This window comes from Citrobacter sp. Cb041 (assembly GCF_030336655.1).
Lineage (GTDB): Bacteria > Pseudomonadota > Gammaproteobacteria > Enterobacterales > Enterobacteriaceae > Citrobacter > Citrobacter braakii.
In genome coordinates, this window is the sequence record NZ_JAOWDD010000031.1 from 72447 (window position 1) to 86162 (window position 13716).

The window sequence follows — 13716 nt, forward strand, 5'->3', positions numbered from 1 at the left end:
CGGACAAGTTAGTGCTGTTTCAGTTTATCTTTATGTTTTGTTAACTGCCGAGCCAGTTTATCAATTAAACCGTCAATGGCGGCGTACATATCCTGACCTTCCGCGCTGGCATGAATTTCACCACCGTTCACATGCAGTGTTGCATCCGAGATATGTGTCACCTTCTCCACTTTCAACACAATATAGACCTGATTAATCCGGTCGAAATATTGTTCTAGCTTGGCGAATTTTGTATTAACAAAATCGCGTAAGGCTTCAGTGATTTCGACGTTGTTTCCAGTGATGTTGAGCTGCATAGTGTCTTCCTTATCGGTTGGGTCAGACCAGCTGTTTGCGCTGGTTCGACGGCGGAATGGATAAAGACTCTCGGTACTTCGCAACAGTGCGGCGTGCCACCATGATACCCTGTTCTGACAGCATAGAGGTTAACTTGCTGTCACTCAGCGGTTTCGCGGGGTTTTCCGCAGCAATTAATTTCTTCACCAGCGCACGTATAGCTGTGGATGAGGCTTCGCCTCCGCCTTCAGTGTTAACGTGACTGGAAAAGAAATACTTCAATTCAAAAATGCCGCGCGGACTGTGCAGATACTTTTGCGTGGTCACTCGGGAAATGGTCGATTCGTGCATCTCGACGGCCTGGGCGATATCCGCCAGCACCATCGGTTTCATAAACTCTTCGCCTTGATCAAAGAAGGCTTGCTGCTGTTCAACGATACAGCGACTGACGCGCAGCAGCGTATCATTGCGACTTTCCAGGCTTTTAATCAGCCACTTCGCATCCTGCAGATTGCTACGAATAAACTGGCTGTCAGCATCGTTGCGCGCGCTGTTGCACATGGCGGCGTAGTGCTGGTTAATCTGCAACCGTGGAATGCTGTCGCCGTTGAGTTCTACCACCCAGCGATCGTTATGCTTACGCACCAGTACATCCGGAATAACGTATTCTGGCTCCCCGGTCTGGATAGACTGCCCAGGTCTGGGGTCCAGGGACTGAATAAGATTGACGGCTTCTTTCAGCACATCTTCTTTCAGCCGGGTTACGCGCATCAGCGTGCGGAAGTCATGGTTGGCTAACAGATCGAGGTGATCGCTGATGATCAGGCGCGCTTCTTCCAGCCACGGCGTGGCTTTATCAAACTGTGAAAGTTGGATCAATAAGCAGTCGCGGAGATCTTTGGCCGCCACGCCCACGGGATCAAAACGCTGAATGCGTTTAAGCACGGCTTCGATTTCGTCCATGCCGACGTCGTCATCGCCCATGCTTTCGAGAATATCGTCCAGGGTTACGGTGAGATAACCGGTTTCGTCTACCGCATCAACAATGGATGTCGCAATTGCGCGATCGGTATCCGAGAACGGGGTCAGCTCCACTTGCCACATCAGGTAATCCTGCAGCGATTGCGTGGTCTCACCCTGATACACAGGCAGTTCGTCGTCGATGTAATCCCCGCTGGTGCCAGAAGGCGTACCGGCGGTGTAAATTTCATCCCAACTGGCGTCAAGCGGCAGCTCCTCTGGCATCTCTTTTTGTTCGAGAGCATCTGCGGTGTCGAGGGATTCGCTGTCCTGTTTTTCCTGGGTATCAATTTCGTCGTGAAGATCGGTTTGCTCGAGCAGTGGGTTACTTTCCAGCGCTTGCTGAAGTTCTTGCTGAAGTTCCAGCGTGGACAGCTGCAACAGACGGATAGCCTGTTGTAGCTGAGGCGTCATCGCCAGTTGTTGGCTAAGCCTGAGTTGCAAACCTTGCTTCATGTTCAGAGTTGTTCTCTCCTGCGGTGACGTGAAGTCTTCTACCCTATCAGAGTCTGAAGTCTTCCCCAAGGTATACGCGTTTAACGTGCTCATCCTGCAGTATTTCTGTTGGCGTGCCATGCGCGATCAGGTGGCCCTGACTCACGATGTAGGCGCGCTCACACACTGCCAGCGTTTCGCGAACGTTATGGTCGGTAATCAGCACCCCAAGCCCGCTGTCGCGCAGGTGTTCGATGATCCGTTTGATATCAATAACGGAAATCGGGTCAACACCGGCAAACGGTTCATCCAGCAGGATAAATTTCGGATTCGCGGCCAGTGCGCGGGCGATCTCCACGCGGCGTCGTTCACCACCGGAGAGCGACTGTCCCATGCTGTCACGCAGGTGTTCGATGTGGAACTCTTCCATCAGCTCGTTGGCGCGATCTTCCCGCTGCTCGCTGGTAAGATCGTCACGAATTTGCAGCACCGCCATCAGGTTATCAAACACGCTCAGGCGACGGAAAATAGACGCTTCCTGCGGCAAGTAGCCGATGCCGCGACGCGCGCGCGCATGCAGAGGCAGCAGGCTGATGTCTTCGTCATCAATGATAATGTTGCCCGCATCACGCGGGACAATGCCGACCACCATGTAAAAGGTCGTTGTCTTGCCCGCACCGTTAGGACCGAGCAGACCGACGATCTCCCCGGAGTTGACGGTCAGACTGACATCTTCCACCACACGGCGGCCCTTATAGGCTTTTGCAAGGTTCTTTGCAGTTAATGTTGCCATAACGAATCAGTTACCTTTTTTCTCTGCCGGAGCCTTGTTTTTGTCCTGCAACTGCGACGGTACCAGAACGGTGGTGACGCGTTTGCCTTTATCGCTGAAGGCCTGCATTTTCTGCTCTTTCACCAGATAGGTGATCTTATCGCCTGTGATGTTGCTATCGAGCTGTTCCAGGTAAGCCTTACCGGTGAGAACGACGAAGTCTTTCGCCAGTTCATAATGCATGTGTGAGGCGTGGCCTTTAACCGGTTTACCGTTGTCCTGCATCTGGTAAAAGGTTGCAGGATTACCGTAGCCATCAATGACTTCTTTACCGTCTTCACCGCCAGGGCGGGTTACGACGACTTTATCGGCGTTAATTTTGATGGTGCCCTGAGTCACAATCACATTGCCAGTAAAGGTCACCACGTTGCCTTGCATATCAAGAGACTGCTGGTCCGACTCAATGTGAATCGGCTGCTCGGTATCGCCGGTGACGGCGAATGCCGGGATGCTGGCGGCCAGAAGTGAGCTGGCAAGCACAAGATTAAGGCTGAGTTTGTTTGTTTTGGATTTCATATGAGGTTCTAACCTTTTCAATCAGCTCGGCGTTCTTGCTGCGTAAGTTGCCGCGCATCTTCAGTCCGCTGGAGTTAAATGTTGTGCCATATAACGTGACGAGATCATCGGAAGTGACGTCTTGTGTCACCAGGTTAATCTGTGCGTTATCGGTCGTCATTCTGCGTAGTTGAGAGTCGGGCACCAGGGCGTTGACCTCAACATGGCCGTACAGATATAGCATCCGATCGTTGGTCAATTTGGCTTTATCAGCCTTGATCGTCCAGGTCGGTACTTTATCCTTATCAAATGTGGTTAATACCGGTTGAGTAAACCACGAAACCGCTTGTTCCGAATAATATTCAACGTTTTGCGCGATCAAGTGATAGCTCAGTGCGCCTTCGGGACTATACACAACGGTATCAGTATGTTCGCTCTTATAGGTTGGCTCGTTGTTATTTACGACGACCTCAGCGGTGTCGTCTTTGTCTGCCAGATTAATACCAATCATCACAAGGACAGCCAGCGACAGTAGAATGATAACCCAACGTCTGGTTTTGCTCATATCGATTGCCCTTTGGCCTCGTCCAGTTTGCCCTGCGCCAGGAGTAATAAATCGCAGACTTCACGTACCGCGCCGCGTCCCCCATCGATGCGGGTGACATAATCGGCCCGCGGGATCAGCAAAGGATGAGCATCCGCCACCGCCACGCTTAATCCCACTTGTGCCATCACCGGCCAGTCGATCAGATCATCGCCAACGTACGCAACATTTTCAGGAGCGATCGCCAGTTTGCTAAGGAGATCGTTAAAGGCGACCAGTTTGTCTGACTGCCCCTGATACAAATGCGTGATCCCCAATGTGGCACAGCGATCTTCTACAAGTTTAGCCTTTCGTCCGGTAATAATGGCAACCTCGATACCGGAAGTGAGCGCACAGCGAATTCCGTAACCATCGCGGACGTTAAAAGCCTTCAGCTCTTCACCGTTGTTGCCCATATAAATCAGACCATCAGACAGTACGCCATCCACATCCAGGATCAGCAAACGGATGTTCTCTGCCCGGGTGATAACGTCTGTGCTGACGGGTCCATAACAGGTCGCAAGCGACGCACCTGCTTTACTCATTTTCTTTATCCTTGAGTTTCTTACACTACACCTGCACGCAGCAGATCATGCATATGTAACACACCAAGTAACCGGTCGCCATCAGCAACCATTACCGAGGTGATATGGCGGGACTGCATTAAGTTCAGGGCATCGACGGCAAGAATGCCCGGACGCACGCGAATGCCGCCAGGGGTCATCACATCGGCAATGCCTAACTGGCGAACATCAACGCCCATATCGAAGACGCGACGTAAATCGCCATCGGTGAAAATACCGTCAATCTTCATGTCATCATCGCAAATGACGGTCATGCCGAGATTTTTACGCGTGATCTCAAGTAAGGCGTCACGCAGGCTGGCGCTTTTAGTCACATGCGGGATCTCATCGCCCGTATGCATAATATCGTTAACGCGCAGTAAAAGCTTACGGCCTAGTGCGCCACCGGGATGAGATAACGCAAAATCTTCCGCGGTAAAGCCACGCGCTTTTAATAATGCCACGGCTAGCGCATCGCCCATCACCAGCGTTGCGGTCGTGCTGCTGGTCGGCGCCAGGCCTAACGGGCAAGCTTCCTTGGGCACTTTAACACACAGATGCACATCTGCCGCACGCGCCATGCTGCTTTCCGGACGACCGGTCATGCAGATAAGCGGTACATGAAGACGTTTTAACACCGGGATTAACGCCGCTATCTCATTGGATTCACCGGAGTTAGAGATGGCGATGACTACATCCTGCGGCGAGACCATGCCCAGATCGCCATGTGCGGCTTCGCCTGGATGCACGAAAAATGAGGGGGTGCCGGTGCTGGCAAATGTGGCCGCCATTTTCCGCCCGATATGTCCAGATTTCCCCATCCCCATCACTACAACTTTGCCCGGGCAACTGAATATTTTCTCGCAGGCGAGAGTAAAATTTTGGTTAATGTACTGATCAAGCTCCGCCAGGCCTTCACGTTCAATTGCCAGGACTTCCTTGCCTGCTTGCTGAAAGTCAAACCCCGGTTGCAACTCTAAGTGCGACATAATGCGTTTCCAGTTATCCAACGAGAAGTGGCGATAACCAATACAGCATCGCCAGCCATATGATAAAACCGCCGGTCAGCAGCGCACCCGCGCCGCGACCAATCTGGCGCGGACGTCGCCAGCAGAGTAGTGCAAAAATTACGCTCACCAGCAGCATGACGCTATAGTCACGGGTGAAGGCCATCGGATTGACTTCACCCGGCGTAATCAGCGCCGGCAGTCCGAGGACGATAACAATATTAAAAATGTTCGCGCCGATGATGTTGCCGACGGCAATATCGTTTTCACCTTTACGCAGACCCGCAATTGCTGTTGCCAGCTCCGGCAGGCTGGTACCAATAGCGACAACCGTCAGCCCGATGGTGAGTTCGCTCATGGCGAAGTAGTTCGCCAGTACGGTTGCGTTATCTACCACCATACGCGTTGCCATTGGCATAATAATTAGCGCAATACCCAACCACAAAAAGGCGACCGGTAACCCACCTTCGCGCGGCAGTTCCGCGATCTGCTCGCGGGTCAGGCTGTCGTTACCTTGTCGCTCAGCCAGACGGGCGATTTTAACAATGAATAACAGCCATAGCACGGCCAGAAGCAGAAGAAAGAAACCATCGCTGCGACTCAATTGCCCGTCATACAGGACCGATGCGGCTAAGATGCTTACCAGCAACATTAGCGGTAATTCACGACGCAGAACATCAGAATGCACGGTAAAAGGATGAATCAGCGCCGACAGGCCTAAAATAAGCAGAATGTTGGTAATGTTAGAGCCGATGGCGGTACCGACGGCTAAATCAAGCTGCCCGTTCATCGATGCGGCAACGGAGACAATTATCTCGGGTAACGATGTACCAATACTGACCACGGTCATCCCGATGATAATGGGGGGAATACCGAAGTTTCGACATAAAATGGATGCGGCAAATACCAGTCGGTCGGCACCGTAGACCACCAGAAGTAAACCAATTATTAACAGCGCCGTCGCTAAAAGCATCTAAAGTCCTTTCTTCAGGTATACTCGCCGGTCCACTTGAAGGATTTCTGGAAGCCGTCACGAATTCTTAATTTTGACTTTATGCGGCTAAAAAGTAAAACAAATGCCAGCTTTCGCTAACCAGGACAGGTAATAATCTGTAAATATGTTGGGTTCAGGGCTAAATTGAGCGCCAAACTCTTCGATCAACGAGGCAATAGTAAAGGATGAATCAATGGGTCAGTCTGTGGCGAATCTAATCGATATGCGCGATGTCAGCTTTTCCCGAGGCGACCGCTGCATCTTTGATAATATTTCCCTGACGGTGCCGCGTGGTAAGGTGACGGCGATCATGGGGCCATCAGGCATCGGCAAAACGACGCTGTTGCGTCTGATCGGCGGACAAATCTCCCCCGATAAGGGCGAGATCCTGTTTGACGGCGAAAATGTCCCGGCCATGTCCCGTTCGCGTTTATTTACCGTGCGTAAGCGCATGAGCATGCTATTCCAGTCTGGTGCGCTGTTTACTGATATGAATGTGTTTGACAACGTTGCATACCCGTTGCGCGAGCATACAACGCTGCCTGCGCCGCTGCTGAAAAGCACGGTAATGATGAAGCTCGAGGCCGTTGGCCTGCGGGGCGCGGCAAAATTAATGCCTTCTGAATTATCCGGTGGGATGGCGCGTCGTGCCGCGTTAGCACGTGCTATCGCGCTGGAGCCAGACCTTATTATGTTTGATGAGCCGTTCGTCGGCCAGGATCCCATCACCATGGGCGTGCTGGTGAAGCTGATTTCTGAACTGAACAGCGCGCTGGGCGTTACCTGCGTGGTGGTTTCCCATGATGTGCCAGAGGTGCTGAGTATTGCGGATTACGCCTATATTATGGCGGACAAAAAAATAGTGGCCTACGGTAGTGCTCAGGCGCTGCAAGAAAATGCCGATCCGCGTGTGCGTCAGTTCCTCGATGGCATTGCCGATGGACCGGTTCCGTTCCGTTACCCGGCGGGCGACTACCACATCGATTTACTCAAAACAGGGAGTTAAGCCACCCATGTTGTTAAATGCGCTGGCATCACTCGGACATCGGGGAATAAAAACCCTCAGGACGTTCGGGCGAGCCGGATTAATGTTGTTCAATGCAGTTGTCGGCAAGCCGGAGTTTCGCAAACATGCGCCGCTGCTGATACGCCAGCTCTATAATGTCGGTGTCTTATCGATGCTGATCATTATTGTTTCTGGCGTGTTCATCGGCATGGTGCTGGGGTTGCAGGGATACCTGGTGCTGACGACCTACAGTGCGGAAACCAGCCTCGGTATGCTGGTGGCGCTGTCATTGCTACGTGAGCTGGGGCCGGTGGTTGCGGCGCTGTTGTTTGCCGGGCGGGCCGGATCGGCCTTAACCGCAGAGATTGGCCTGATGCGGGCGACCGAGCAGCTTTCCAGCCTGGAAATGATGGCCGTCGACCCACTGCGCCGAGTGATCTCCCCACGTTTTTGGGCCGGTGTGATTTCATTGCCGCTGCTGACGATTATATTTGTCGCGGTAGGGATCTGGGGTGGGTCGTTGGTTGGCGTAAGCTGGAAAGGTATTGATGCAGGCTTTTTCTGGTCGGCTATGCAAAATGCCGTCGACTGGCGTCTGGATCTGGTCAACTGTCTGATTAAGAGCGTGGTGTTTGCCATTACGGTCACCTGGATTGCATTGTTCAATGGTTATGATGCTATCCCGACCTCTGCCGGGATTAGCCGGGCAACGACACGCACCGTAGTGCACGCCTCTCTTGCCGTTCTGGGGCTGGATTTTGTGCTGACCGCACTGATGTTTGGGAATTGAGTTCATGCAAACGAAAAAAAATGAAATTTGGGTCGGGTTATTCCTGCTGGTTGCGCTGCTGGCCGCGCTGTTTGTCTGCCTGAAGGCGGCGAACGTCACCTCAATGCGTACTGAACCGACTTATACGATTTATGCGACCTTTGATAATATCGGCGGTCTGAGAGAGCGCTCTCCGGTGCGGATTGGCGGGGTCGTGGTAGGACGCGTATCGGACATCTCGTTAGATCAGAAAACGTACCTGCCGCGCGTGACGCTGGAAATTGAATCGCGTTTTAACCATATTCCTGACACCAGTTCTCTGAGCATCCGTACTTCCGGTCTGTTGGGCGAACAGTATCTGGCATTGAACGTAGGTTTTGAAGATCCTGAGCTGGGAACGTCTATCCTCAAAGATGGCGGTACGATTCAGGACACGAAATCTGCGATGGTGCTGGAAGATATGATTGGTCAGTTCCTTTACAACAGCAACAGTAAAGGTGATGACAATAAGAATTCTGGCGATGCGCCAGCCGCAACTGAAGGCAATAATGAAGCCACTACGCCTGCGGGCGCAACGAAATAATCTCAGGAGAATCGACGTATGTTTAAACGATTGATGATGGTGGCTATGCTGGTGATTGCTCCACTTAGCGCGGCAACCGCAGCGGACCAGACGAACCCGTACAAACTGATGGATGAGGCGGCGCAGAAGACGTTTGACCGTCTGAAGAACGAGCAACCTAAAATCCGTTCCAACCCGGATTACCTGCGTCAGGTGGTCGATCAGGAACTGCTGCCTTACGTGCAGGTTAAGTATGCAGGTGCACTGGTACTGGGCCGCTACTACAAAGATGCGACACCGGCTCAGCGTGACGCCTATTTCGCCGCATTCCGTGAATATCTGAAGCAGGCGTACGGTCAGGCGCTGGCGATGTACCACGGCCAGACCTATCAGATTGCCCCTGAGCAGCCGCTGGGTGATGCGACCATCGTGCCTATCCGCGTAACAATCATCGATCCAAACGGTCGTCCTCCGGTACGTCTGGATTTCCAGTGGCGTAAAAATTCCCAGACGGGTAACTGGCAGGCGTATGACATGATTGCTGAAGGCGTAAGTATGATCACCACCAAACAGAATGAGTGGAGCGACCTGCTGCGTACGAAAGGTATTGATGGCCTGACGGCACAGCTGAAATCTATTTCTCAGCAGAAAATCACGCTGGAAGAGAAAAAATAATGACGCAGTCACTCACCTGGATGCGTGAAGGCGACAAGCTGGTGCTGGTGGGAGAGCTGGATCAGGACGTGTTAAACCCATTATGGGATGCGCGAGTTGAGGCGATGAAAGGGGTATCCTGCATCGACCTGAACCAGATTTCCCGGGTGGATACCGGTGGTCTGGCATTACTGCTGCACCTGATTAATGAGGGCAAGCAGCAGGGGAACAGCGTTTCGCTCGCTGGCGTGAACGATAAAGTGTACACGCTGGCGCAGCTTTACAATTTGCCTGACGACGTTCTTCCGCGTTAATTTTTGTAAGCCGGATAAGGTCTTGTGCCGCCATCCGGCAACTCCTCAGCGGGGGATCTGCCACTAAAGCCTTGTCTGATTTATCAGCGGGGCTTTTTGCTTATTTATGACAGCGCCACTTTGCTCTAAGATGTTGGGCTGTTTTCACTATCTGACGAATGAAGAGCCCATGGAAAATAATGAAATTCAGAGCGTGCTGATGAATGCACTCTCCCTCCAGGAAGTCCACGTTTCTGGCGACGGCAGTCACTTTCAGGTTATTGCCGTGGGTGAGATGTTTGAAGGCATGAGCCGGGTCAAGAAACAGCAATCGGTCTATGGCCCGTTGATGGAGTACATTGCGGACAACCGCATTCATGCCGTGTCGATTAAGGCGTTTACTCCAGCGGAATGGGCGCGCGATCGCAAACTTAACGGTTTTTGAGCTACGGGTGATATGCCGGTAGCGAAGATAAATTCTTAACAGAGAACAGAATAATGGATAAATTTCGTGTTCAGGGGCCAACCAAGCTCCAGGGCGAAGTCACAATTTCAGGCGCTAAAAACGCCGCGCTGCCGATCCTGTTTGCGGCGCTGCTGGCTGAAGAACCTGTAGAGATCCAGAACGTCCCGAAACTGAAGGATGTTGACACCTCAATGAAGCTGCTGAGCCAGTTGGGGGCGAAAGTTGAGCGTAATGGTTCTGTGCACATTGATGCGCGTGACGTGAACGTCTTCTGTGCGCCGTACGATCTGGTCAAAACCATGCGTGCATCCATCTGGGCGCTTGGGCCGCTGGTTGCCCGCTTTGGCCAGGGCCAGGTTTCACTGCCGGGCGGCTGCACCATCGGCGCGCGTCCGGTTGACCTGCACATTACTGGTCTGGAGCAGTTAGGCGCGACTATTAAGCTTGAAGAAGGCTATGTGAAAGCGTCCGTTGATGGCCGCCTGAAAGGCGCGCATATCGTCATGGACAAAGTGAGCGTCGGCGCGACGGTCACTATCATGTGCGCAGCAACGCTTGCCGAAGGCACTACCATCATCGAAAACGCCGCGCGTGAACCGGAGATCGTGGATACCGCGAACTTCCTGATTGCGCTGGGCGCAAAAATCACAGGCCAGGGTACCGATCGTATTACCATCGAAGGCGTTGAGCGCCTCGGCGGCGGTGTGTATCGCGTTCTGCCTGACCGCATCGAAACCGGTACTTTCCTGGTCGCAGCGGCAATTTCTCGCGGCAAAATTATCTGCCGCAATGCACAACCTGACACGCTGGATGCCGTTCTGGCGAAGCTGCGTGATGCGGGAGCGGATATCGAAGTCGGTGACGACTGGATCAGCCTGGACATGCACGGTAAACGTCCGAAAGCGGTCAATGTGCGCACGGCGCCGCACCCGGCGTTCCCTACCGATATGCAGGCCCAGTTCACGTTGCTGAACCTGGTGGCAGAAGGAACGGGTTTCATCACGGAAACCGTGTTTGAGAACCGCTTTATGCACGTGCCTGAACTGAGCCGTATGGGCGCTCACGCAGAAATCGAAAGCAATACCGTGATTTGCCACGGCGTGGAAACGCTCTCCGGCGCACAGGTTATGGCGACCGATCTGCGCGCATCTGCAAGCCTCGTGCTGGCAGGGTGTATTGCTGAAGGTACGACGGTAGTCGATCGTATTTATCACATCGATCGCGGCTATGAGCGCATCGAAGATAAACTGCGCGCGCTGGGCGCAAACATTGAGCGCGTGAAAGGCGAGTAATCGTCTACGTCTCTTGTAACCCCCAGTTCTGTGAACCGGGGGTTACTACTCATCAGTGTTCATTCAGGATTCTGTTTCTCTTTGCGTCCCCTCATCATCCGCGTTCTGTCGATAAACTCATGTGTTTTTGCATCGTGATAGCGTGACGGCCAAATCACCCACGGGTCGGTTCCCAACGATCGGGCGATAATCAACTCACCTTTTGGCCATGGGCGTGTTAACGCATTGGCCAGCGTTGATGAGCTTAATCCATTTTTACGTGATTCAGCGGCCATTGAGGTCCCTTTCTTGCGCAGTCCGGCGATGATATCGGCCGGATGCCAGTCAATCAGCTTGTTTTCCATAAACTCATCTCTCCTTTGGTTATCGACTTATGGTTCCACGATCGGTTGTGGAGATACTATAACGCCCGGAGAACGAATGTTCTAAAATGTTCATGTAAAGTGTGAGTATATTCAGAATATGCCAAATTTATGCGAAGGTTGCTGGAGAGGGGGACGTGTTTATTGGAATTTATAAAAGCATCCCGTGCAGGGCACGGGATGATGAAAGATGCCGCAGGGTATTAACGGTCGCGCTGTACGGCGATATGCGCCAGACCAATCAGCGCTTCTCTCCACGGCGTATCAGGCAGTACCTGCAGCGCAGCGATGGCCTTATCAGCCTCTTCTTCTGCACGTTGGCGAGTCCACTCCAGGGAACCACAGGCGTTCATCGCTTCCAGAACAGGCTCCAGAAGGTGACGGCCATTACCCTGCTCAATAGCCTGGCGGATCATTTGTGCTTGTTCAGGGGTGCCGTGGCGCATGGCATGCAGCAGCGGCAGCGTTGGTTTACCCTCGTTGAGGTCATCACCGACGTTTTTACCCAGTTGCTCACCATCCGCGTTGTAATCCAGCAAATCGTCAATTAACTGGAAAGCGGTACCGAGATAACGGCCATAATCCTGCAACCCTTTCTCTTGTTCTTCGCTGCAACCAGCCAGAATGCCAGAGCATTGGGCAGCCGCTTCAAACAAACGCGCAGTCTTACTGTAGATAACGCGCATATAGTTTTCTTCAGTGATGTCCGGGTCGTTGACGTTCATCAACTGCAAGACTTCACCTTCGGCGATGACGTTGACCGCTTTCGACATGACTTCAAGCACTTTCAGCGAACCGAGGCTGGTCATCATCTGAAAAGCGCGGGTATAGATAAAATCGCCGACCAGCACGCTGGCCGCATTGCCAAACGCCGCATTCGCCGTGGCTTTTCCGCGGCGCATGTCGGACTCATCCACAACATCGTCGTGCAACAGGGTCGCGGTGTGGATAAACTCGATGAGGGCTGCAATCGTAACGTGCGCATTTTCCTGGTAGCCAACTGCACGCGCGGCGAGTACGGCGATCATTGGGCGAATGCGTTTTCCGCCGCCGCTAACGATGTAGTACCCCAGTTGATTGATCAGCTGCACGTCGGAATTGAGCTGTTCAAGGATTGTCGCATTGACCCCCGCCATATCTTGCGCGGTTAACTCATTGATTTTTTCTAAATTCATCGCAAAAGCCGGGCTTCTCGCCCCGATTACCTCACTGTATCGGAAGGTAACGTCGGGTTTAGGGTTATAAATATATGCTGATTGTACTGAAAAAACGCCATAGATAAACGTTACCGTACGTGTTGTGTTTTTTTTCTTCATGTATTGACGTAGCACTTGTCAAAGGCTCGCGTTTTGCGTAATATTCGCGCCCTATTGTGAATATTTATAGCGCACTCTGAATCATCAAAAAGGTGTGCGCGGAAGCGGAGTTTTTTATGTACGCGGTTTTCCAAAGTGGTGGTAAACAACACCGAGTAAGCGAAGGTCAGACCGTTCGCCTGGAAAAGCTGGACATCGCAACTGGCGAATCTGTTGAATTCGCAGAAGTTCTGATGATCGCAAACGGTGAAGAAGTCAAAATCGGCGTTCCTTTCGTTGATGGCGGCGTTATCAAAGCTGAAGTTGTTGCTCACGGTCGTGGCGAGAAAGTTAAAATTGTTAAGTTTCGTCGTCGTAAACACTACCGTAAGCAGCAGGGCCATCGTCAGTGGTTCACTGATGTAAAAATCACTGGCATCAGCGCTTAAGTTAAGGGGAGCAGATTAAATGGCACATAAAAAGGCTGGCGGCTCGACTCGTAACGGTCGCGATTCAGAAGCTAAACGTCTGGGCGTAAAACGCTTCGGCGGTGAAACAGTTCTGGCTGGTAGCATCATCGTTCGTCAACGTGGTACTAAATTCCACGCTGGTTCCAACGTTGGTTGCGGCAAAGACCACACTCTGTTTGCTAAAGCAGACGGTAAAGTGAAATTTGAAGTGAAAGGCCCGAAAAACCGTAAATTCATCAGCATCGTTGCTGAATAAGTTTTTCGCGTCCCGGTAACGGATAAAAGCCCCGCAACACGTTGCGGGGCTTTTTACATTCGACGGCCGGTAAATACGCTCGTCGC

The 13716-nt window shown here is 52.3% G+C and carries 19 protein-coding genes; 9 read left to right on the plus strand and 10 right to left on the minus strand.

What is annotated here, in order from left to right:
• Positions 1-8: 8 nt before the first annotated feature.
• The 8 genes from hpf to OGV52_RS06850 are packed head-to-tail and all read right to left on the minus strand — an operon-like array spanning position 9 to position 6184.
• Positions 9-296 (minus strand): ribosome hibernation promoting factor, encoded by a 288-nt coding sequence (hpf, locus tag OGV52_RS06815; RefSeq protein ID WP_003025078.1) that lies wholly within the window; start codon positions 294-296, stop codon positions 9-11.
• Between the two features lie 22 nt (positions 297-318).
• The gene (rpoN, locus tag OGV52_RS06820; RefSeq protein WP_016154689.1) at positions 319-1752 is read right to left on the minus strand and encodes an RNA polymerase factor sigma-54; all 1434 of its coding nucleotides are present in this window, start codon (positions 1750-1752) and stop codon (positions 319-321) included.
• 46 nt (positions 1753-1798) lie between these two features.
• Positions 1799-2524 carry an LPS export ABC transporter ATP-binding protein gene (gene lptB, locus OGV52_RS06825; RefSeq protein ID WP_003025073.1) on the minus strand — a complete coding sequence of 242 codons (726 nt, stop codon included), beginning with the start codon at positions 2522-2524 and terminating at the stop codon, positions 1799-1801.
• Positions 2525-2530: 6 nt separating this feature from the next.
• Positions 2531-3079 carry a lipopolysaccharide ABC transporter substrate-binding protein LptA gene (gene lptA, locus OGV52_RS06830; RefSeq protein WP_047358523.1) on the minus strand — a complete coding sequence of 183 codons (549 nt, stop codon included), beginning with the start codon at positions 3077-3079 and terminating at the stop codon, positions 2531-2533.
• Entirely contained in the window at positions 3048-3623 is a 576-nt protein-coding gene (lptC, locus tag OGV52_RS06835) for an LPS export ABC transporter periplasmic protein LptC (RefSeq protein WP_047358522.1), read from the minus strand. Before lptC ends, lptA begins: the two co-directional genes overlap by 32 nt.
• Complete coding sequence (kdsC, locus tag OGV52_RS06840; protein ID WP_046276014.1) at positions 3620-4186, minus strand: 3-deoxy-manno-octulosonate-8-phosphatase KdsC; 567 nt, start codon at positions 4184-4186, stop codon at positions 3620-3622. The genes lptC and kdsC overlap by 4 nt, the downstream gene beginning before the upstream one ends.
• Before the next feature lie 20 nt (positions 4187-4206).
• Positions 4207-5193 carry an arabinose-5-phosphate isomerase KdsD gene (gene kdsD, locus OGV52_RS06845; protein ID WP_016154685.1) on the minus strand — a complete coding sequence of 329 codons (987 nt, stop codon included), beginning with the start codon at positions 5191-5193 and terminating at the stop codon, positions 4207-4209.
• Positions 5194-5206: 13 nt separating this feature from the next.
• A complete protein-coding gene (locus OGV52_RS06850) occupies positions 5207-6184 on the minus strand; it encodes a calcium/sodium antiporter (RefSeq protein WP_016154684.1) in 978 nt (325 codons plus the stop codon).
• Between the two features lie 214 nt (positions 6185-6398).
• Between OGV52_RS06850 and mlaF the strand changes: the two genes are divergently transcribed.
• The 7 genes from mlaF (at position 6399) to murA (ending at position 11247) form a co-directional block, all read left to right on the plus strand.
• Positions 6399-7211 (plus strand): phospholipid ABC transporter ATP-binding protein MlaF, encoded by an 813-nt coding sequence (gene mlaF / locus OGV52_RS06855; RefSeq protein ID WP_016154683.1) that lies wholly within the window; start codon positions 6399-6401, stop codon positions 7209-7211.
• A gap of 7 nt (positions 7212-7218) precedes the next feature.
• Positions 7219-8001: a lipid asymmetry maintenance ABC transporter permease subunit MlaE gene (gene mlaE, locus OGV52_RS06860; RefSeq protein WP_003025053.1), complete on the plus strand. Its 783-nt coding sequence runs from the start codon at positions 7219-7221 to the stop codon at positions 7999-8001.
• 4 nt (positions 8002-8005) lie between these two features.
• A complete protein-coding gene (gene mlaD / locus OGV52_RS06865) occupies positions 8006-8563 on the plus strand; it encodes an outer membrane lipid asymmetry maintenance protein MlaD (protein ID WP_016154682.1) in 558 nt (185 codons plus the stop codon).
• An 18-nt stretch (positions 8564-8581) separates the two neighbouring features.
• Positions 8582-9217 carry a phospholipid-binding protein MlaC gene (mlaC, locus tag OGV52_RS06870; protein WP_016154681.1) on the plus strand — a complete coding sequence of 212 codons (636 nt, stop codon included), beginning with the start codon at positions 8582-8584 and terminating at the stop codon, positions 9215-9217.
• A complete protein-coding gene (gene mlaB / locus OGV52_RS06875; protein ID WP_016154680.1) occupies positions 9217-9510 on the plus strand; it encodes a lipid asymmetry maintenance protein MlaB in 294 nt (97 codons plus the stop codon). The genes mlaC and mlaB overlap by 1 nt, the downstream gene beginning before the upstream one ends.
• A gap of 169 nt (positions 9511-9679) precedes the next feature.
• Positions 9680-9934, plus strand: coding sequence for a BolA family iron metabolism protein IbaG (gene ibaG / locus OGV52_RS06880; protein WP_003025040.1), 255 nt, complete (start codon positions 9680-9682; stop codon positions 9932-9934).
• A gap of 53 nt (positions 9935-9987) precedes the next feature.
• A complete protein-coding gene (gene murA / locus OGV52_RS06885; protein WP_003839949.1) occupies positions 9988-11247 on the plus strand; it encodes a UDP-N-acetylglucosamine 1-carboxyvinyltransferase in 1260 nt (419 codons plus the stop codon).
• 59 nt (positions 11248-11306) lie between these two features.
• Here murA and sfsB read toward each other — a convergent pair whose 3' ends face one another.
• The gene (sfsB, locus tag OGV52_RS06890) at positions 11307-11591 is read right to left on the minus strand and encodes a DNA-binding transcriptional regulator SfsB (protein ID WP_016154679.1); all 285 of its coding nucleotides are present in this window, start codon (positions 11589-11591) and stop codon (positions 11307-11309) included.
• A gap of 221 nt (positions 11592-11812) precedes the next feature.
• On the minus strand, positions 11813-12784 hold the full coding sequence (gene ispB / locus OGV52_RS06895; RefSeq protein WP_019077785.1) for an octaprenyl diphosphate synthase: 972 nt from the start codon (positions 12782-12784) through the stop codon (positions 11813-11815).
• 257 nt (positions 12785-13041) lie between these two features.
• Here ispB and rplU point away from each other — a divergent pair, with 257 nt between their 5' ends.
• Both rplU and rpmA read left to right on the plus strand, forming a co-directional pair.
• Positions 13042-13353, plus strand: coding sequence for a 50S ribosomal protein L21 (gene rplU / locus OGV52_RS06900; RefSeq protein WP_003025032.1), 312 nt, complete (start codon positions 13042-13044; stop codon positions 13351-13353).
• Between the two features lie 19 nt (positions 13354-13372).
• The gene (rpmA, locus tag OGV52_RS06905) at positions 13373-13630 is read left to right on the plus strand and encodes a 50S ribosomal protein L27 (RefSeq protein WP_003025030.1); all 258 of its coding nucleotides are present in this window, start codon (positions 13373-13375) and stop codon (positions 13628-13630) included.
• Positions 13631-13716 lie beyond the last annotated feature (86 nt).